The sequence below is a fragment of the Pseudomonas sp. FP215 genome (genome assembly GCF_030687795.1).
GTDB lineage: Bacteria > Pseudomonadota > Gammaproteobacteria > Pseudomonadales > Pseudomonadaceae > Aquipseudomonas > Aquipseudomonas salmasensis.
This window is the reverse complement of sequence record NZ_CP117447.1, coordinates 5,473,171-5,492,072: the sequence shown is the minus strand read 5'-3', so window position 1 is coordinate 5,492,072 and position 18,902 is coordinate 5,473,171. Positions and strand designations below refer to the sequence as shown.

General features: G+C 59.0%; 17 protein-coding genes. 8 read left to right on the top strand and 9 right to left on the bottom strand.

Features of this window, described 5'->3' with window-relative positions; translation table 11 throughout:
- Positions 1–3 precede the first annotated feature (3 nt).
- The 5 genes from cyoB to queC all read left to right on the top strand — a co-directional run bounded on the left by cyoB (position 4) and on the right by queC (position 4,719).
- Positions 4–2,022 (top strand): cytochrome o ubiquinol oxidase subunit I, encoded by a 2,019-nt coding sequence (cyoB, locus tag PSH76_RS24870; protein WP_003194053.1) that lies wholly within the window; start codon positions 4–6, stop codon positions 2,020–2,022.
- A gap of 3 nt (positions 2,023–2,025) precedes the next feature.
- Positions 2,026–2,652: a cytochrome o ubiquinol oxidase subunit III gene (locus PSH76_RS24865; RefSeq protein ID WP_003194052.1), complete on the top strand. Its 627-nt coding sequence runs from the start codon at positions 2,026–2,028 to the stop codon at positions 2,650–2,652.
- Positions 2,652–2,987 (top strand): cytochrome o ubiquinol oxidase subunit IV, encoded by a 336-nt coding sequence (gene cyoD / locus PSH76_RS24860; protein WP_003194051.1) that lies wholly within the window; start codon positions 2,652–2,654, stop codon positions 2,985–2,987. Before PSH76_RS24865 ends, cyoD begins: the two co-directional genes overlap by 1 nt.
- Positions 2,988–2,998: 11 nt before the next feature.
- Positions 2,999–3,886 carry a heme o synthase gene (gene cyoE / locus PSH76_RS24855; protein ID WP_003194050.1) on the top strand — a complete coding sequence of 296 codons (888 nt, stop codon included), beginning with the start codon at positions 2,999–3,001 and terminating at the stop codon, positions 3,884–3,886.
- A 134-nt stretch (positions 3,887–4,020) separates the two neighbouring features.
- Positions 4,021–4,719 carry a 7-cyano-7-deazaguanine synthase QueC gene (gene queC, locus PSH76_RS24850; protein ID WP_138763241.1) on the top strand — a complete coding sequence of 233 codons (699 nt, stop codon included), beginning with the start codon at positions 4,021–4,023 and terminating at the stop codon, positions 4,717–4,719.
- 106 nt (positions 4,720–4,825) lie between these two features.
- On the opposite strand, the gene PSH76_RS24845 is transcribed toward queC, so the two are convergent.
- Together PSH76_RS24845 and PSH76_RS24840 are read right to left on the bottom strand one after the other, a co-directional pair.
- Positions 4,826–5,689: a queuosine precursor transporter gene (locus tag PSH76_RS24845; protein WP_305493066.1), complete on the bottom strand. Its 864-nt coding sequence runs from the start codon at positions 5,687–5,689 to the stop codon at positions 4,826–4,828.
- Positions 5,676–6,281 (bottom strand): helix-turn-helix transcriptional regulator, encoded by a 606-nt coding sequence (locus PSH76_RS24840; protein WP_305493065.1) that lies wholly within the window; start codon positions 6,279–6,281, stop codon positions 5,676–5,678. The genes PSH76_RS24845 and PSH76_RS24840 overlap by 14 nt, the downstream gene beginning before the upstream one ends.
- Before the next feature lie 212 nt (positions 6,282–6,493).
- Between PSH76_RS24840 and PSH76_RS24835 the strand changes: the two genes are divergently transcribed.
- From PSH76_RS24835 to PSH76_RS24825, 3 genes are all read left to right on the top strand, one after another.
- Positions 6,494–7,576 (top strand): pyridoxal phosphate-dependent aminotransferase, encoded by a 1,083-nt coding sequence (locus PSH76_RS24835; protein ID WP_305493064.1) that lies wholly within the window; start codon positions 6,494–6,496, stop codon positions 7,574–7,576.
- A gap of 121 nt (positions 7,577–7,697) precedes the next feature.
- Positions 7,698–8,369 (top strand): helix-turn-helix transcriptional regulator, encoded by a 672-nt coding sequence (locus tag PSH76_RS24830; RefSeq protein WP_305493063.1) that lies wholly within the window; start codon positions 7,698–7,700, stop codon positions 8,367–8,369.
- 175 nt (positions 8,370–8,544) lie between these two features.
- Positions 8,545–9,744, top strand: a complete 1,200-nt coding sequence (locus PSH76_RS24825; protein WP_169918578.1) for an MFS transporter — start codon at positions 8,545–8,547, stop codon at positions 9,742–9,744.
- Positions 9,745–9,793: 49 nt separating this feature from the next.
- Here PSH76_RS24825 and PSH76_RS24820 read toward each other — a convergent pair whose 3' ends face one another.
- From PSH76_RS24820 to PSH76_RS24790, 7 genes are all read right to left on the bottom strand, one after another.
- A complete protein-coding gene (locus PSH76_RS24820) occupies positions 9,794–10,510 on the bottom strand; it encodes a hypothetical protein (RefSeq protein WP_098950412.1) in 717 nt (238 codons plus the stop codon).
- Positions 10,511–10,594: 84 nt separating this feature from the next.
- Positions 10,595–11,848: an aspartate aminotransferase family protein gene (locus PSH76_RS24815; protein WP_305493062.1), complete on the bottom strand. Its 1,254-nt coding sequence runs from the start codon at positions 11,846–11,848 to the stop codon at positions 10,595–10,597.
- 109 nt (positions 11,849–11,957) lie between these two features.
- On the bottom strand, positions 11,958–12,971 hold the full coding sequence (locus tag PSH76_RS24810) for a sensor domain-containing diguanylate cyclase (protein ID WP_305493061.1): 1,014 nt from the start codon (positions 12,969–12,971) through the stop codon (positions 11,958–11,960).
- Between the two features lie 137 nt (positions 12,972–13,108).
- Entirely contained in the window at positions 13,109–15,010 is a 1,902-nt protein-coding gene (locus PSH76_RS24805) for an alkaline phosphatase D family protein (RefSeq protein WP_305493060.1), read from the bottom strand.
- A gap of 441 nt (positions 15,011–15,451) precedes the next feature.
- Positions 15,452–17,680: an ATP-binding protein gene (locus PSH76_RS24800; RefSeq protein WP_305493059.1), complete on the bottom strand. Its 2,229-nt coding sequence runs from the start codon at positions 17,678–17,680 to the stop codon at positions 15,452–15,454.
- Positions 17,677–18,291: a biliverdin-producing heme oxygenase gene (locus tag PSH76_RS24795; protein WP_138763234.1), complete on the bottom strand. Its 615-nt coding sequence runs from the start codon at positions 18,289–18,291 to the stop codon at positions 17,677–17,679. The genes PSH76_RS24800 and PSH76_RS24795 overlap by 4 nt, the downstream gene beginning before the upstream one ends.
- A 212-nt stretch (positions 18,292–18,503) precedes the next feature.
- Positions 18,504–18,866 carry a response regulator gene (locus tag PSH76_RS24790; protein WP_044268271.1) on the bottom strand — a complete coding sequence of 121 codons (363 nt, stop codon included), beginning with the start codon at positions 18,864–18,866 and terminating at the stop codon, positions 18,504–18,506.
- Positions 18,867–18,902: the final 36 nt, after the last annotated feature.

Sequence of the window (18,902 nt, the reverse complement as noted above, 5' to 3'; positions counted from 1 at the left end):
ACGATGTTTGGTAAATTAAGTTGGGACGCGGTCCCATTCCACGAGCCGATCGTAATGGTGACTATCGCCATGATCGCGCTGGGTGGTTTGGCGCTGGTTGCGGGTATCACCTATTTCAAGAAGTGGTCCTACCTGTGGACCGAGTGGTTGACCTCGGTCGACCACAAGAAAATCGGCGTCATGTACGTCATCGTTGCCATGGTCATGCTGCTGCGTGGTTTTGCCGACGCCATCATGATGCGTACCCAGTTGGCCATGGCCACCGAGGGTTCGCCTGGCTACCTGCCACCTGAACACTATGACCAGATCTTCACCGCCCACGGTGTGATCATGATCATCTTCATGGCGATGCCTTTCTTCACCGGCTTGATGAACCTTGCCTTGCCGCTGCAGATCGGTGCGCGTGACGTTGCCTACCCGTTCCTGAACTCCCTGAGCTTCTGGCTGCTGGTGTCCGGCGTGGTGCTGATCAACGTTTCCCTGGGCGTCGGCGAATTCGCCAAGACCGGTTGGGTTGCGTATCCGCCATTGTCGGGGCTGCAGTACAGTCCGGGCGTGGGTGTGGACTACTACATCTGGGCGCTACAGTTATCAGGGCTCGGGACGACATTGACGGGGGTCAACTTCCTGGCCACCGTCCTGAAAATGCGCGCCCCTGGCATGAAACTGATGGACATGCCGATCTTCACCTGGACCTGCACCTGGGCAAACGTCCTGATCGTGGCTTCGTTCCCGATCCTGGCCGCTACCATGGCGCTGCTGTCGCTTGACCGTTACCTGGATTTCCACATTTTCACCAATGAACTTGGTGGCAATCCAATGATGTACGTGAACCTGTTCTGGGCATGGGGTCACCCTGAGGTGTACATCCTGATCCTGCCAGCGTTCGGTATCTTCTCCGAAGTGATCTCGACCTTTACCGGCAAGCGCCTGTTCGGTCACCACTCGATGGTCTACGCCTCTGGCGCGATCTCCGTACTGGGCTTCATGGTGTGGCTGCACCACTTCTTCACCATGGGTTCGGGGGCCAGCGTCAACGCCTTCTTCGGCCTGGCGACGATGCTGATTTCCATCCCGACGGGGGTGAAGCTATTCAACTGGCTGTTCACCATCTACCACGGTCGTCTGCGCATGACCAGCCAGGTCCTGTGGACCCTGGGCTTCATGGTGACTTTCGCCATCGGCGGCATGACCGGCGTACTGCTGGCCATCCCGGGTGCTGACTTCGTGCTGCACAACAGCCTGTTCGTGATCGCCCACTTCCACAACGTGATCATCGGTGGTGCGGTATTCGGCTACATCGCTGGTTTCAGCTTCTACTTCCCGAAAGCGTTCGGCTTCAAGCTGCACGAAGGCTGGGGCAAGGCTGCGTTCTGGTTCTGGATCTCGGGCTTCTTCGTCGCGTTCATGCCGCTCTATGCACTGGGCTTCATGGGCATGACCCGTCGTCTGAACGCCACCACCAACCCTGAGTGGGTACCGTACCTGTACGTTGCCATGTTCGGTGCGGTGATGATCGCTGTGGGTATCGCCTGCCAGCTGATCCAGCTGTACGTCAGCGTGCGTGATCGCAAGCAGAACATGTGCGAATCCGGCGACCCATGGAACGGCCATACCCTGGAATGGTCGACCTCGTCGCCACCACCGTTCTACAACTTCGCCGTGATCCCTACTGCGAACACCATTGATGCGTTCACCGAAGCCAAGGAAGACGGTACTGCGTACCAGAAGCCTAAGCACTACGAACCGATCCACATGCCAAACAACACCGCCACTGGCGTGGTGATGGGTGCGCTGTTGACCGTGTTCGGTTTCGCGATGATCTGGCACATCTGGTGGCTGGCAATCGCGAGTCTGGTGGGCACTATCGGTTACTTCATCATTCACGCTGCCCGTGATGATCAAGGCTACATGGTGCCGGTCGAAACGATCGAACGCATCGAAGCCGAGCAGCACGCTCGCCTGGTAGCCGAGAAGAAGATCCCGGCCAACCGTGTAGAAACCTCGTTGGAACAGGCTTAAACCATGTCGAACTTAGTGACCAATGCTGGACACGCCCATGTCGATGACCATGGGCACGATGACCACCACCACGACTCGGGGCCGATAACCGTCTACGGTTTCTGGCTCTACCTGATGACCGACTGCATCTTGTTTGCGTCGATCTTCGCGGTGTACGCGGTACTGGTAAACAACGTAGCGGGTGGCCCGTCGGGCCACGACATCTTCGAACTGCCTTACGTGCTCGGCGAAACCGCCTTGCTGTTGTTCAGTTCGATCACCTACGGCTTCGCCATGTTGGCCTTCTACAAGGGCAACAAGAAGGGCGTACTGAGCTGGCTGGGCCTGACCTTCCTGTTCGGCCTGGGCTTCATCGGCATGGAGATCAACGAGTTCCACCTGCTGATCTCCGAAGGCTACGGCCCGCACCGTTCCGGTTTCCTGTCGGCGTTCTTCACGCTGGTCGGCACCCACGGTCTGCACGTATCCGCTGGCCTGCTGTGGATGGCGGTGATGATGTATCAGGTCAATAAGCACGGCCTGACCAACACCAACAAGACCCGCCTGAGCTGCCTGAGCCTGTTCTGGCACTTCCTGGATGTGGTCTGGATCTGCGTATTCACCGTCGTTTACTTGATGGGGACTCTGTAATGGCTAATGCACACTCCCATGACAGCCACGATTCGAGCCACGGCAGCGTAAAGTCTTACGCCATCGGCTTCATCCTGTCGGTCATCCTTACCCTGATCCCGTTCGGCCTGGTGATGTACCCAACCTTGCCGAAGTCGATCACCTTGATGATCGTCCTGGCGTTCGCGGTGATTCAGGTGCTGGTTCACCTGGTGTACTTCCTGCACCTGGACCGCTCCAAAGAGCAGCGCGAGAACGTGATCGCGTTTGTGTTCGCAGGCCTGGTGATCGTTCTGCTGGTTGGTCTGTCGCTGTGGATCATGTTCAGCATCCACACCTACATGATGGCGAAGTGAGGTAAGACCCGATGTCGCTTAAGCACTTTATCCAAATCACCAAACCGGGGATCATTTTCGGTAACGTGCTTTCTGTGGCGGGCGGTTTCTTCCTGGCCTCCAAGGGACATGTCGATCTGGCCATCTTCCTGGCGGCAATGATCGGTACGTCCCTGGTGGTTGCTTCCGGTTGCGTATTCAACAACTGCATCGACCGTGACATCGACATCAAGATGGAGCGCACCAAGAATCGCGTGCTGGTCCAGGGCCTTATCTCCCTGAAGCTGGCACTGATCTACGCGACCGTCTTGGGTGTTGCCGGTGTGGCCCTGTTGTACAAGGTGGCCAACCCGTTGGCGGCGCTGTTTGCCGTGATCGGCTTTGTCATCTACGTCGGCCTCTACAGCCTGTACCTCAAGCGCAAGTCGGTTCACGGCACGCTGGTGGGCAGTCTGTCGGGGGCGATGCCGCCGGTGATTGGTTATGTGGCTGTGACCAATAGCTTCGACATGGCCGCGCTGACGCTGCTGGTGATGTTCAGCCTGTGGCAGATGCCGCATTCCTACGCCATTGCGATTTTCCGCTTCAATGACTACCTGGCTGCGTCGATTCCGGTATTGCCGGTCAAACGTGGCATCCAGGTGGCCAAGAAACACATCCTGCTCTACATCCTGGCCTTCCTCGTGGCGACCTTGATGTTGACCTTCAGTGGCTACGCCGGCATGAGCTACCTCGCTGTCGCCGCGGCCATGGGCATGTACTGGTTGTACATGGCCTGGACCGGCTACAAGGCGGTGGACGACACCGTCTGGGCGCGCAAGCTGTTCGTGTTCTCGATCTTCACCATCACCGCGCTCAGCGTGATGATGTCCCTGGATTTCCAAGTGCCGAAAGAGCTGTTGCTGACCTACGCTCACTGAGTGGTCTTGCAGTAAAAAAGCCCCGCCTTCGAAAGTCGCGCGGGGTTTTTTATTGAGCGCTGCGTTATCGTTGACGTTTTTCGCGAGCGAGCTCGCTCCTACACCCTAATTCTTCGAATGCAGGAAGCAATGCAATGAGTAAAAAAGCCGTGATGGTCTTCAGTGGCGGGCAGGATTCGACCACCTGCCTGATCCAGGCCCTGCCGCTGTATGACGAAGTGCACTGCATTACCTTTGATTACGGCCAGCGCCACGTGGCAGAAATCGAAGTGGCCCAGAAGTTGGCCAAGCAGTTGGGTGCCACCGTGCACAAAGTGATGGATGTGTCCCTGCTCAATGAGCTGGCGATCAGCAGCCTTACCCGTGACAACATTCCGGTGCCGACCGTGAACAGCTCGGGTGAAAGCCTGCCGAGTACCTTTGTGCCGGGGCGCAACATCCTGTTCCTGACCCTGGCAGCGATCTACGCCTATCAAGTGAAAGCCGAGACTGTCATCACCGGCGTGTGCGAAACCGACTTCTCAGGCTACCCCGATTGCCGGGATGAATTTGTCAAAGCACTGAACCAGGCCCTCAAGCTGGGCATGGAATACGACGTGCGCCTGGACACCCCGTTGATGTGGCTGAACAAAGCCGAGACCTGGGCCCTGGCCGATTACCACGGGCAACTGGAGCTGGTGCGCGAGCAGACGCTGACCTGCTACAACGGCGTGATTGGCACCGGCTGCGGCAACTGCGATGCATGCAACCTGCGCGCCCGTGGCTTGAATGACTACCTGCAGAACAAGACCCATGTCATGCAGAGCCTCAAGCACAAGTTGCAACTCAAATAACCCTTGTAGGAGCGAGCTTGCTCGCGAAGAACGTCAACGATAACGCAGCACATCGGGTTGAACGCGGCGTTCTCGGGTTCTTCGCGAGCAAGCTCGCTCCTACAAGTTATTGATAGCGTTTGAATAATGAGCGTGCGCCATAGGCGGGCAGGATATTGAAGAACGCAAAGCCGACTTTGATCGCGATTTGCACGTAAATCATGCTGAGGATATCGCTGGTCTGCATCGCCCCGTAGAAGGCAATGAAGCAGAACAGGAAGCTGTCGATAATCACCGCGAAGAACGTACTGAGGAATATCCGCAAGTACAGGTACCTGGAGTTGGTCAGCTCCTTGATCTTGCACAGCAGGTAGGAATTTATGTTCTCCGACACCAGGAACGACACCGAAGAGGCCACCAGCACCGACGACACTTGCAGGATCACGTCGGTATAAGGCCCATCCAGCTTCCAGCCCGGTAGCCCCGGCAGGAACGTCGAGCCATACAGCAGGATGATGATCATCGCGTTGCTGGCAAACGCAAACAGAATGGCTCGCCTGGCCAGGCGCAAGCCGAAATTTTCGTTGAGCAAGTCCACGATCAAAAAGGTCAGCGGGTACAGGAACGTGCCCGGCGTGACGATGATGCCCAAGGACTCCAGGTAAATCGGCTTAGTCGCGGCAATGCTGGTGAAGATATAGAAGGTGAACAGCAGCAAGTTCAGGATGATGTAGATCATCCAGGAGTTTTCATTGCGGTCGTTTATCTCGTAAGCGGTCAGCGCTCCGCCTTGGGAATAGAACTTCTTGTACAGGTTCTTGATTTCCATCTTGTTGAAGTTGTCCATCATTTCACTGCTGAGCACTTCACTCAGCTTGATCTTGAGGACCTTGCCGGTGGCGATCACCATGATCACCGCCAGGCGCTTGTCATTTTCAAAGCCCAGCAACTTGTATTTGCTGTTTTCAATGGCGCCCTCAGACGTTGTCATTGAAGCGCTCCTCAAGGATGTCGCCGATGACACACAACCGCTCTGAGTTCCCGCAGGGTTCGAGGGTGATGAACAGCTTCTTGGTGGCGCGGTCGTACACCAGCTTTTCTTTATCGTCGCTGGATGAGCCTTTCTGCACGATCAGCAAGTCCCCAGGCTCATTAAGGCCGGGAATCCCGTGCTCCAGGCGCACGCCAATCAGGTTGCAGGCGCTGCCGAAGTAGTAGGTCAGCGGATGAAGCGTGGTCAGTTCACCGATGCGCTTGCCCAGGTTCTGCATGAGCAGGCTTTCCTTGAGCACAGGCACTGCCGCCGGGTTCTTGTTACCCAGCGGGGAAACGTTGCTCTCGATGACTTCCTTGGCCTCAAAACTGATGGTCTCGATTTCTTCGTAGGAGACGCCGAAGAAGTCCGAGATCTTGCGAATCGTCGACTGCTGTACGTTAACGACCTTGCCTTCCAGGATGTTGTAGATAGTCGTCCTGGTCAGGCCGGCGGCACTGCTTAGCGAAAGCTGGGTTTCGCCACGACTCTTGATCAAGTACTTGATGTTGCTCTTCAAGTGCTCGGTTTTTTCCCGTCTGTGTATCAAGTGCTCACCACTTCCATTTAGTCATCAGTCCATGCCGGCACAACCCAATGTTGCGGGTTTGGCGGCAGTGAAAGTGTTGCATGCGCCCGCTATAACAATAAAGTACTGAGTGCAGGGATACGCCTTGGTGGTAAATCAGGCAACGGCTTTCTCGTCATACTCTTCTGAACGGCCCGCGCGAATCCCTCGCGCCTCTACAAGGAGTAGTCACCATGGTGCGTGTCAGTCGTCGATCCCTTCTCGCCCTGGGCGCGGCCCTGCCTGTGATGGGGCAGCTCAATTGGGCCGTCGCCAGCCCGGCGCCGACGAAATCTGACAAGGTGCTGCTCAATTACAACGAAAGCCCCTACGGCCCTTCAGACGCGGCTCGCCAGGCGATGCAGCGCGCGATTGCAGCCTCCGGGCGGTACCCTTACCCGGACATGTATGCATTGGCCGCGCTGTTCGCCCAACAACAGGGCATAGCCGAAGACAGCGTCGGAGTGTTTGCCGGCTCGATGGCCGCCCTGCGTTACGCGGTGCTGGCGTTCACCAGTCAGACCCGCGGCCTGGTGATGGCCACGCCGTCCTACGAAGTACCGCGCCAGGCGGCCGAGTCGATCAAGGCGCCGGTGCAAGAAGTGAGCCTGAACGCCCAGCATGCCCACGATGTGCCTGCCATGCTCGCGGCGGACCCACAGGCCGGCATGCTGTACCTGTGCAACCCCAACAACCCGACCGGTACGCTCACCTCGACCGAGGCCATTCGCCAAGCCCTGGCGCACAAACCCAAGGGCAGCGTGCTGGTCGTGGACGAGGCTTATATCGACTTCTGTGACGCCCCCAGTTGCGTGAGCTGGGTCAACGATCATGACGACCTGCTGGTGCTGCGCACGTTCTCCAAGATCTACGGCATGGCCGGTGCGCGCCTGGGCCTGGCGATCGGCCACCCGGCGCTGCTGGAGCGGTTGGCGGTGTTTGGCGGCGATAATGTCCCGGCCGGCGCCAGCTTGCTGGCCGCCCGTGCCAGCCTGGAAGATTCGCAACTGGTGGGCCAACGCAAAGCGCGCAATGCCAGGTTGCGCGATGAGACGATCGTCTGGCTCAAGGGCCGGGGCTTTACCTGCACCGCTTCCCACAGCAATTGCTTCATGATCGACGTGAAGCACCCGGCAGAGCAGGTGATTGAGCAGTTGGCGGCACAGGGTGTGCTGGTTGGGCGGGTGTGGAAGGACTGGCCGCATTGGGTACGGGTGACGGTGGGCAACCCGCAGGAGATGCAGCGCTTTCGCGAGGCGTTCGCGGCGCAGGTCTAGGCCCAGTGTTTGTCATCCGCTGCCTGGACAGGTAAGCCAGGCATGCTTCATGCTCGACCGGGTCGAATGCTCAAGGAAGATACCCGTGGGACCTAATGGCCAACCCGATAAGAAATCGCCCATGCTGCCCGAGGATATGCGCCGCTTGCTCGATACCGAGCTGAGCCGCCGTGGCCTGGGGCACTTTGAGGTCTACCAGTGTGGGCCGCCGATGGACCAAGCGCAGATTGTGTCCAATTACCCTGAGGCCATGGAGCCTTCCGACACGGCCGACGATTTCTACCGGCGTGGCGAGCTGGTTACATTGACCCGCACCCGGATCAAACCGTTTTTCTGGAGTGATGAACACCTGCTGGCCGTGGCCGATGAAGCGGTGCCGGTGCCGGGCCCCTACAAACCCGTTGGCGAGGGCGCCAGTTTTATCGTGCATGGCAATCGCGGCTTCTATTCGGTGCTCAATCTGTGCAGTTTCGGCGAAGACCAGCAGTTTCGCGAGACCGTGCTGGCCCATCAAAGTGAACTGCAGATGCTGTTGGTCTCGATGTACGACGAGGCCCTGGAAGATCACGCCGCGCCGGTCGCGCAACAGACGGTGCTGACCCCACGGGAAACCGAAGTATTGTCCTGGGTCAGCCTGGGCAAGACCTACAACGAAGTGGCGCTCCTGACCTCGATGACCTCCCATACGGTCAAGTTTCACATGAAGAATATCTTCGGCAAATTGCAGGTCACCAACGGCAAGTCAGCAATCGGCAAGGCCCTGCAATTGGGCTATATCCGCCACCCGGCCTGAGGTCGCAATCAGCACCTACCTGTCCAAATGGGTAGCTTGTTCGCCGCACAGTGCTGCATTAGGTTGCCCAGCTATGGAGTTTGGCGTCGGACACACCGGCGCCGCCATTGCCAAAGGACATTCGGATGAGCCGCTCTGTAGCTTTGCTCCACACCTGTGCCAGCGTGTTGCGCTGATGGGCACTTTTCACGCCTTGCGCGGCCTTAATGCGCGGTTGCAAGCACTGTTCATGATCACGCTGGTGTTCCGCATGGGCACTCTGGCGTTTCCTTTCTACGCGGCGTACCTGATTCATCAACACGCGATATCGGCGGGCACGGCTGGCCTGTTGGTCGGGGTATATGGCGCGGGCGCCCTGTGTACCGACCTGGTCATCGGCGCCGTGATCAAGCGGTTTTCGGCCAACCGGGTCATCCTCGGTTCGTTGGTGTTCAACGCGGCGTTGCTGCTGGTCATTCCCTCGGTGGAAAACCTGCTCGCGCTGTTCCTGTTGTCGTTTCTCTGGGGCGCTTGTTACGAAGCCTTCACACCGGCCGCGTTCTCCGAGACGGTGGCTCACAGCAACCTTGAGTCACGCAAAGTGGCGTTTTCGTGCAACCGGCTGGCGATCAACATCGGCATGGCCATCGGGCCGTTGCTGGGCAGCTTGATCTTTCTGCGCAATGCCGATGCGGTGTTCTACATCAATGCCGTGTTGTCCTTGCTGGCCTTCGCCGCCTGCCTGCGGTTCGGACGGCCCCGGCCAGCCACCCAAGACGCGCCCGTCGCCGGCAAGGGCGAGGGCTTGCCCGAGGTGGCGGCCCATGAGCGTTCGCGACTGCTGGTGATCCTGTTGGCGGCGCTGCCGGTGCACGTGGCATACGCACTGCCGCCGACTTTTCTGTCGGCGTACATCATCAACTACACCCAATTGCCGGCCTATTACGTGGGCATCATTTTCTTTATCAATGCTTTGCTGGTGATTGTGTTTGAAGTGCCGATCAACCTGCGCATGGCGCACTTGTCGAGCAGCCGCTCGCTGATCATCGGCTTCTTGCTGGCAGGCAGCGGTTTCTTCTTGATGGGCTTTGGTCAGGTCGGCGCGCTGTTAATGCTGGCTACGGTGTTGTGGAGCCTGGGCGAGATGATTGTGTTCCCCGCGATCACCCACTATGTCAGCAGCATTTCCAGCCGCGACAGCGTGGGCCGCAACCTTGGCTATTACTCGGCAGGCGTCAACATCGGCGTGATGATCGCGCCCTCGTTGGCGTTCATGTTATTGGCCCGGCCAACCTTGCCGTCACCGTGGCTGCTGACAGGCTGCGTGTTGGTGCTGTTCGCAATCGCCGTGGGGATGATGAAAAGCTCGGCGGTGTTGTGGAACAAATCGGCGTAGACGGCAACCGGCGCTGCGCCTTGCACGCGCGCCGGGTTGCGTCAGCTACTTACTGGGCGGCGATGGCGTAGCCGTCAAACGCGCTTTGCTGTTGCAGCGCGGTCACGATGCTCTTGCGCGTGACCGGCTGCTCGGCGCCGCTGTTGTCGATGAAGGTTTCGCTCGCAAGCTCCGCCTCGCTGCCTTCGCCCACAAAGGTGAAGCCCAGGAATTCCAACGCTTCGCGGTCCACATTGAGCTTGGAGCGCGGCGTGCGCAGCGGCAGGGTGACGCTGATGCCATCCTTGCTGATCACAAACACTTCGGTGTCTTTCTTGGCTCGTGCTGCCTTGCCCTTGCCGGCGCTCGGGTTGCTGATGGCCTGGTGCGACTGGTTGAGCACCTTGAGGGCCAGGCCGTAGACCAGTTCCTGGAATTCGGGGTCGTCCTTGAAACTGGACAGGATGCGGCTGATCGAGAACTGGCTGCTCAGGTGTTCCAGGGCGGCGTTGTCTGCGGCTTCGGCGTCTTTCAATTGCTTGAGCTGGCCCATCAGCTCATAGGCTTTGTCATCGTCGAAGGCATCATGGGCCTGGCGGATGGCAACCCGCAGCTCGCGGATCTGGTCGCTTTCCTTGGAGGTGTGAAACGCGTCCAGCACCATCTCGCTGATGATCTTGGCGGCTGGCACATGCTGTGAAAGATTGATGGCGTTTTCGTATTCGGCTTTGGCGTGCAGGGCGACTACGGATTCTTCGGCGGATTTTTCGGTGTAGGAATCAGGCATTAAAATTTCACTGCGTAGTAAGCGGAGAGACAAAAAAACGTCGGGCATTTTCAGCGGGTGAGGGGATCAGGTCAAGGCAGACCGCTATTCGTCCAACTGTGTGAGACACGCCTGGAGAATATCCAGGCCTTCCTCCAACACCCCAGGCTCAATGGTCAGCGGGGCCAGCAAGCGCACGATGTGTCGCGACTTGCCGCTGGGCATCAGCAGCAAGCCAGCCTCTCGCGCCAGATCCAGCAGTCGCGCCAGTTGCTGGGTGGCGGGTGTGCCGTCGGCATGCGCCAGTTCAATGCCCCGCATAGCGCCGACACCGGTGAGGCGGCCCAGGTAGGGCGACAGTTGCTGTGCGCGCCAGGCTTCATAGCGGCCCACAATCGCGGCCTCCTGCGCAACGCCCCATGCGTGCAGGTTTTTGTCGCTCATCAACTCAAGGGTCGCCAGCGCCGCCGCACAGGCGATGGGGTTACCCGAGTACGTACCTCCCAGCCCACCTTTAGGCAGGTTATCCATCAGCGCCTTGCGCCCGACCACCGCCCCCAATGGCATGCCGCCGGCGATGCTTTTGCCGAGCAGCAGCAGATCCGGCTCGATGCCCAGCCGCGAGAAGGCAAAACGCTGGCCGGTGCGCCCGAAACCCGATTGGATTTCATCGATGATCAGCACAATGTTGTGCTCGTCGCAGAAGCGCCGCAGAGCCTGGGCGAACTCAGTATCCAAGGCGAGAAAACCGCCTTCGCCCTGCACCGGCTCGATGATGAAGCAGGCTACATCGTTTACGTCGATTTCCACGCTGAACAGACGGTCCATGGCCTTCAGCGCTTCGGTGCAGGTCACGCCGTTATCGGTACTGGGGTAGGGCAGGTGATACACAGGGCCGGGCAGTACGCCCACCTTCTGTTTGTAGGGCGCGACCTTGCCATTGAGGTTGAGGGTTGCCAGGGTGCGCCCGTGGAAGGCGCCGTCAAAGGCGATCACCGCTGTGCGCCCGGTGGCACCACGGGCGATCTTCAACGCGTTCTCCGCCGCCTCGGCGCCGCTGTTGGTGAGCATGCCGCTGACCGGGTATTCCACCGGGATAAAAGCGCTGAGGCGTTGCATCAATTCGATGTAGGGCGTATGCGGTGCGGCGTTGAACGCGTAATGAGTAAGCCGGGTGGCTTGCTCGCAAATCGCCGCCACCACGGCCGGGTGGCAATGGCCCAGATTGAGTACGCCGATACCGCCGACAAAGTCGATGTAACGCTTGCCCGCCGTGTCCCAGACTTCGGCGTTTTTACCGTGGCTCAGGCTGATGGGGTGAACGATGGAAATCGACTGGCTGATGCTAGCGTGGCTCATGACTCTGGGACTCGGCAGTGGTGGGCGCAGCGCTATCTAAGCCGCGCGCCCGGCCTTGCCGCAAACGAAATAAAGTTGCCGGGTCATTCCACCTTGGAAGGAGCTGCGGCTATTCCGACACCCCATCCTTGCCCGCCGCCTTGGACCGGTACAAGGCTTGATCGGCCCGCGCCATCAGCGCAGCCGGCGATTCACCCATGCGCCGCTCCACCACGCCCAGGCTCAGGGTAACGTTCACGGCGCCCACGGGGGCCGCCTCCTTGATTTTACGGCGAATCCTTTCGGCCAGCTCTTTGGCCGTGTCCAGGCTGCTTTTGGGCAGCACCACCATAAATTCATCGCCGCCCCAGCGCGCCAGCAAGTCGCTTGCGCGTACGCAGGTTTCCAAGGTTTCCACCACCCGTATCAGTGCCTGGTCGCCGACGCCGTGGCCGTATTGGTCATTGATCGGCTTGAAGTCATCGACATCCATGGCCAACAGCGCCAGTGGCAGGCGGAAGCGCTCGGCACGGTCGCATTCTTCCAGCAGTACTTTTTCCAGGCGGTACCGATTGGCGATGCGCGTCAGGGCGTCACGCTCGGCCAGGGAGCGGTTTTCGTCCAGTTGCAATTGCAGTTGCTGGTTGACGCGTGACAACTCAAGGGTGCGCTCCGCGACCAGCGCTTCCAGGGACTGGTTGCGCTTTTGCAGCTGTTCGATGGAGCATTTGCGCGTATGAATATCGCGGTGTGCGCCCACCATGCGCGCCACGGAACCGTCTGGATTACGGGCAATGACGTAGCCACGGTCCTCGATCCACAGGTACGTACCGTCTTCTTTGCGACAACGGTATTCGGCCCGGTAATGAGGGGCGCTTTGGCTGATGTAATCATCGAACACTGCCATCACGCAGGGGTAATCCTCGGGATGGATCACGTTCTCCCAGGTGAACACGCTGTTTTCCAGGGAGTGGTGGGAGTAGCCAAGCATTTCGTACCAGCCGGGGTTGCGGTAGACGAAGCCGGTGTTGGCGTTCCAGTCCCAGATGCCATCACTGACCAGTTCCATGATGGCGTGCAACAGGTCGACGTTAAGGTCGGACACCTCATTGCGTAGCGGTTCTTTGCCGGATGTATCGTCCATCTGCGCGCTTCCTGCGGGGGCTGGCGCCCAAGGCCAGTCATGGTTGACGCCGATACTCCGTGGCTGGGGCTACTGTACATCGGCGCTTGCGCGCTTTGAATAGGGCAGGTGTGCTGCTTTTGACGAGTGGCGAAACGCTATTTTTCTGGCGCCATCATCTTTGTCCGAGGCCTTCCATCCGCGTTGTGCTGGTAAATGGCCTGTGGTTGGCCCTGCTCATTGAAAAACACCTGGCCAATGCCAGCCGAGTTCCACAATCGCTCACCCGCTTCGGCGTGCTCGGGAATATAGGGCACCACCTGCATGGTGCGCCGGCGGGTAAACCAGTTGAGCGGCGAACGCGGGGAGTAGAGCCAGCGGTTGAGGCGATCGAACCATTCCAGCAGGCGCGGCGGGAACTCGTTCTTGATGCCGCTGCTGGTGATTTGCCAGATCTTGGGGCCGCCGTTGCGATGGCGGATCAGCACTTGATAGACAAACGAGTAATGCACATCGCCGGAGAGGATCACGTAGTTACCCGGCGTGCGTGAATGGCGGAAGATATTCAAAATCACTTGAGCGGCGCCGCGGTGGGCCATCCAGTTCTCAGCGTCCACCAGCAGGGGAAAGCCGCACCAGCTGAAGACCTTTTGCACCGTCTCGATCAGCTTGACGCCAAAGACTGGCGCGGGCGAGACAATGATGGCTGACGGGTGGTCCAGCAGCGCTTGTTGCAGTTCGCTCAAGGCTTCCCAGTCCAGCAGGCCAGAGGGTTGCTTGAGGGTGAACTCGCTGCGCCAGCGTCGGGTGCGGGTGTCGAGTACCACCAGTGCCGGGCTGGTGGGCAATACGTAGTGCCACTGCTGGAATTTCAGCAGGGCCTCCAGCAACGCGTCTTGCGCCGCCGCGTCGAGATGATTGGCCTGTACCTGGCCGGTCAGTGCCTGGGTTTGCCCCAGCAGTTCGCCAAATACCTGGGGCTGGTTGCCCCAGCCTTGGCATAGCAGATACGCCAGCAAGGCATTGCCGATGATGCGTTTGGAAAAGGGATGGCCGTAGGCGGTTTCCTCCCACTGCGCGCTGAGGTTCCAGTCGTCGGTGATGTCGTGATCGTCGAACATCATCAGCGTCGACAGGTGCGCGAACACCCGGGCCACTCCAGGCAGACCGTCGCGGAACTGGTCGATGTGAACCTGTTCGCGGGCGTAGCGTTGTTGCTCTTGCGCGTTCAGCGGCGGCGGTTCTGGCGTGATCAGTGTCCAGGGTGCTGGCGACCAGGCCAGCAGGTACATCGCGATCACTTCGGCGAAGGTCACCAGGTGATTGTCGGCGGTGCTGCTGGTGAAGATCGGCTTCTTCACGCCGCCGAAAAAGCGTTCGCGCAAGGTCTCGTTACTGTCCAGCGCAGGGAGCAGGTCGGCCCGGTGGTAATAGCTGGCGTGATGCCCATAAAGGCTGGCGCTGTCGCTCACCACCGCGCCCTCCAGGTACTCATCGAACAGGCCCAGGCGCGCAATCAGCCCATGAATGGCGCGTAGCATGGGCCCTGCGACATCGTCGGCGTAGATCTGGTCGCCATTCATCATCAATAAGGCTGGGCGGTCGAGCGGTGTACGAGCATCTGCCAACAGGCGGTCGACACACAACAAGCCTTCGTCGGCGCGGTGGTGGGGTTTGCGGCACGAGCCATGCACCAAGTGGTGGATGCGGCTATGCAGCACGAAGCTGGGCGTAGTGGCGTCGCCATACAGCAAGTGCGGTGCCCATTGTGCAATGCCGAGGCCGTCAATCAACAGGTCGTAACCGATGATTTCATCCTGTGGCAGGGCGTGGCTCAGGGCGATGTCGATCAGGTGGATAAAGGCGTGGCGCCCGACGGGCACAACTTGGCAGTGCGTTGCATCGAGTGGGTTATCCAGCGCCTCGCCCGAGGGTAATTGCAGCCTCAAGGACAGTGGCAGGGCACGACTGCCCACCAACCAGATAACCAGGCGCTGCGGCTCCAGGCGCCGTAGGAGCGGGCCGGCAATGACCGCGGGCAAAGTGTCGGGTTGAAGCATGAAGAATGCTGCTCATTCCAAGTGGAACTGGGGAGGATAGCGCAGAGGATGTCAGTGTTTTGTTAACGGAGTGCAGCGCTGTGCGCTGCACTTGTTGCCGGTGTCCGGTCACGATTTAAAGCAGTTTGCCTCCGCCAAGAGAGGTCGTACTCGAATATTTAGGTTTTGGTCGCGTGTTCTGCCCCTGTGAGAGGGTGTCAGTCTGCGAAGAGGTTGATTCGGGATTGGCAGGGGGCTGAGTATCTTTTACGGATTGCTCGATGTTATAGGTGAGATTGCTAAACGAATTGCCGATGATCATGGTAAACCTCTTACTCAATTAAAGGATTGTTGTCGCATCAATAATCCCTTTGACTGCGCACTGATTGAGTGGGGCTGGCCGGTTTTTTCGTTCCCGGCCATAAGTAACCATATGTTGAACTTGTAGGATTTGTACGCGTTTCAAGCAGGCTTTGGCACCGTAAACCTGAATTCACTGCCGCGGCCCAACTCGCTTTCGGCCTCGATGCGCCCACCATGGGCCTGGACAATCCCCTGGGTGATATACAGCCCGAGTCCGCTGCCGGTGGGGTTGTTTTCAGTCTGGGTCCAATAGCGATCGAACACATGGGGCAGGTCGTGCGGCGCAATGCCTTCACCGGAGTCGCGCACCGAAAATACAATCTCCTCGCCGTTGCTCATGGCGCTGATGCCGATGTTGCCCTGACGCGGGGTGAACTTGATCGCGTTGCCGATCAAGTTTGACAGCACTTGGAACAAGCGCTCCGGGTCGGCTTTGATCTGCAGGCCAGGCTCGACATTGAACGACAGGTCGATGCCCTTTTCCGAGGCCAGAGGCGCCAGCAGCGAATACGCCTCTTCAAAAATTTGGCTGACGTCCAGCGCCACCGGCTTGACCACATAGCGCCCGGCCTCGATTTTCGAGGTGTCGAGCAAATCCTCCAGTAACACGTTCATGCGCCCGGCAGCCTGTTGCATGGTGTCGATGGCGGAAGAGATGCGCCGTGAAGTGTGGGGGCCATCGGAGCTGAAGGCTTTTTGCATCATGCCGCAGAGCATGGAGATGACGGTCATGGGGTTGCGCAGATCGTGGGAAACCACCGCGACCAGCTCGTCCCGCGCACGCACCGCTTGTTGCTCGCGCAGCACCTGCCGGGACAGGTCGTTCTCCAGGGCCGAGCGGCGCAAATCATTGGCGGCAAACAGGTCGCCATGGCTCCATTTGGTGGAGATGCCGGCCATTTCCACTTTCCAGATTTCAAACGAGGTGCGTGGGCGAAGGCGCATGCCCGCGTCGCAGGTTTCCAGATTCAGCGGCTTCTCCGGGTCGCCACTCCAGTGGATGTTCTCTTTGACTTCCGGGCGAAACCACAACACACCGTTATCCACAGGCTTGGGCAAGCTCATGGCGAGCACGCCGCTGGCCACGCTCTGATACTCGGCGGCAGGCGGATAAACCGAGGCCAGGTTATGGCTGGAAAATACCGGTGCGCCGTTGCCCTGCAACCACTTGTGCAGCGCGCGTATCTGCGCCGGTTCCGGGCAGTTGCCGTAGCGGTGCAATTGTTTATCTTCGATGATCGCCACGCCACCAGAGAGGGTCAGGTTCATCAGCATTCGGCCTTGCTGGGCCAGGCCGTCGAATACGTTATTGGCAGAGGCCTTCATCGCCAGGTCCAGCAGCGCCAGCGCTTCGACTTTTTCTTCGCGCTGGCGGGTCAGCTCCAGGGTCTCCATGGCACTGATCTGCAATGACAGCACCTGGCCGATGGTCTGGCAGGCCATGCGCAAATCGTTAGGCACCAGCAGTGGCTCGCGGTTGCCGCAGCTGATCAAGCCCCATAGTTTGTCGCCCTTCATCAGTGAAATACTCATGGACGACAACACGCCCATGTTCTGCATGTACTGGCAGTGAATCGGCGACACGCTGCGCAGGGTGGCGAAGCTCAGGTCCAGGGGCAGGCCCGTGTCCGGGCGCAATTTGGGCAGCAGCGGTACCGGTTCGTAGGACGCATTCGGGATGATCCGTAGCCAGTTGGTGCGATACAGCTCGCGGGCCTGCTCGGGGATGTCGGACGCGGGGAAGAACAGCCCGTTGAACAATTCCATGGAAGGTGCCGAAGCTTCGGCGATCACTTGGCCATGGCCTTCTTCTTCGAAGCGATAGATGAGCACCCGGTCATAGCCGGTCATGGCCTGGATTTCGTTGACGGTGATGGTGTAGAGCGACTGCAAGGTCTTTGCCGATTGCAGGCGATGCAGCATTTTGCCCAGGTCGCTGGTGCGGCCATTGTGCGCACGGGGTTTGAAATCCTTGAGCCGTGGTTCGAATTCCAGCACCAGTACGCCCTGGTGGCGATGCAACAGGCCTTCGAACTGCTCACCCTTGAAGGTGATGAGCAGGGGCGGCGAGTCCAGGAATGCGCTGTCCTCGGCCATGGTTTGCACGGCCTGGGCGTACTCCTCGCCAATCAACCTGTGCAGTGGTTGATTCAACAGCGCCTCGGGGGCGTGGCCGAACAACGTACCGACGTTGGCACTTACCTGAATGATGTTCAGGCCAGGTTCCGACAAGGTCAGCAGCACGCCGTGGGGCTGGATGGCCCCCGGAAAACGAATGGGTTCGTCGGCGCAGTTGGCAAGCAGCTCTTCAAAATCTTCGGGTTTCATAGCAATACCTCCTGGCTGTCGAGCCATTGCTCAAAGCCGCTGAATGTCGAACGGGCCGCCATCACCGCGCGCGCGGCGGCATGTGTGTCCAGTGGCTGGCGGCCCAGATAATCGAGGAAATCTTTCCAGCGCCGTCCGGTCTCGGCGCCGTATACATTGAGAAAAGCACCGCCGTTGTCGGCGTTCACACCCAGGCGCAAGGCCATTTCCCGGCGCAGCACTTGGCCGCCCAGGGTGGCGCCTTCCAGCACATACAGGGCGCCGAGGCACGCAGCCGGTGTGTCTAATGCGGGGAGTTGAGTGCAGCGAGGCAGGGCATGAATGGCATTGTCGGTCAGGCCGAGTGCATGCAGGTCATGCACCAGTGTTGGCGTTTTCACACGCAACGCAGACTCATATCCATCGGGAATCAAGCCGCTTTCGTACAGCGCCGCTTCCATTGGCTGATAAAAGCCGTAGTACGCCTGCAGCAAGCGCCGATACCACTGGGCATCCAGGCGCTCGGAAAAAAACGGCAGACGCTGTTCCAACGCCACATGCAGCAGGCCCGTGCCCGTGCGCAACGTTTCCAACAAGGAGGGCGCACTAACGTCATGGGCCTGTGAATGCATTCAATGAGCTCGAACTGTGGGCCTGTCGGCCATGAATGACGCGTGAAAATGGGCGACGATTCTACACAACTCATTGTCGTCAGCTGAACGCAGAAGCGAAAAGGCTGACCAGCGGATCAGAAAAGTCGCTCCCTGCACATTACATGACCGCAGACCGGGCCCTCAAGTTCGGTTGAAATGATATCGAGCTGCTATCAATGCAGGGGCAGGCCCTAGTGCATCAATGCCGTCTGCACGCACTCGAGCAAGTGGTCGGTACTCCACGGTTTGGGCAGAAACCGCACCGAACTGCCCAACTCGGCGGCGATTTTCGTGTTGCCTGAGGTCAGCACCACCTGCACTTCAGGCCAGCGATGGGCGACCACACGGCTCAAGTCATAACCATTGAGCAAACCGGGCATTTGAATATCACTGACAATCAAATCCACGGGGTCATCGCCGCGCTCCAGGTAAATCATCCCTTCGTCTGCCGATGCAAACGATGTCACCACCGCACCAAAGTCTTCCAGCACATCCACCATCAACGCCCGAATGATCTCGTCGTCTTCCAATACCAAAATCGATGGCTGAGCCATGATCCTTACTCCACCATCAGGGGGTTCAGTAAGGTG

What these genes read in the sequence shown, in the direction of transcription:
- cyoB (WP_003194053.1), top strand. Translation starts at nt 4, where the DNA reads ATGTTTGGTAAATTAAGTTGGGACGCGGTCCCATTCCACGAGCCGATC.
- PSH76_RS24865 (WP_003194052.1), top strand. Translation starts at nt 2,026, where the DNA reads ATGTCGAACTTAGTGACCAATGCTGGACACGCCCATGTCGATGACCAT.
- cyoD (WP_003194051.1), top strand. Translation starts at nt 2,652, where the DNA reads ATGGCTAATGCACACTCCCATGACAGCCACGATTCGAGCCACGGCAGC.
- cyoE (WP_003194050.1), top strand. Translation starts at nt 2,999, where the DNA reads ATGTCGCTTAAGCACTTTATCCAAATCACCAAACCGGGGATCATTTTC.
- queC (WP_138763241.1), top strand. Translation starts at nt 4,021, where the DNA reads ATGAGTAAAAAAGCCGTGATGGTCTTCAGTGGCGGGCAGGATTCGACC.
- PSH76_RS24845 (WP_305493066.1), bottom strand. Translation starts at nt 5,689, where the DNA reads ATGACAACGTCTGAGGGCGCCATTGAAAACAGCAAATACAAGTTGCTG.
- PSH76_RS24835 (WP_305493064.1), top strand. Translation starts at nt 6,494, where the DNA reads ATGGTGCGTGTCAGTCGTCGATCCCTTCTCGCCCTGGGCGCGGCCCTG.
- PSH76_RS24830 (WP_305493063.1), top strand. Translation starts at nt 7,698, where the DNA reads ATGCTGCCCGAGGATATGCGCCGCTTGCTCGATACCGAGCTGAGCCGC.
- PSH76_RS24825 (WP_169918578.1), top strand. Translation starts at nt 8,545, where the DNA reads ATGGGCACTTTTCACGCCTTGCGCGGCCTTAATGCGCGGTTGCAAGCA.
- PSH76_RS24820 (WP_098950412.1), bottom strand. Translation starts at nt 10,510, where the DNA reads ATGCCTGATTCCTACACCGAAAAATCCGCCGAAGAATCCGTAGTCGCC.
- PSH76_RS24815 (WP_305493062.1), bottom strand. Translation starts at nt 11,848, where the DNA reads ATGAGCCACGCTAGCATCAGCCAGTCGATTTCCATCGTTCACCCCATC.
- PSH76_RS24810 (WP_305493061.1), bottom strand. Translation starts at nt 12,971, where the DNA reads ATGGACGATACATCCGGCAAAGAACCGCTACGCAATGAGGTGTCCGAC.
- PSH76_RS24805 (WP_305493060.1), bottom strand. Translation starts at nt 15,010, where the DNA reads ATGCTTCAACCCGACACTTTGCCCGCGGTCATTGCCGGCCCGCTCCTA.
- PSH76_RS24800 (WP_305493059.1), bottom strand. Translation starts at nt 17,680, where the DNA reads ATGAAACCCGAAGATTTTGAAGAGCTGCTTGCCAACTGCGCCGACGAA.
- PSH76_RS24795 (WP_138763234.1), bottom strand. Translation starts at nt 18,291, where the DNA reads ATGCATTCACAGGCCCATGACGTTAGTGCGCCCTCCTTGTTGGAAACG.
- PSH76_RS24790 (WP_044268271.1), bottom strand. Translation starts at nt 18,866, where the DNA reads ATGGCTCAGCCATCGATTTTGGTATTGGAAGACGACGAGATCATTCGG.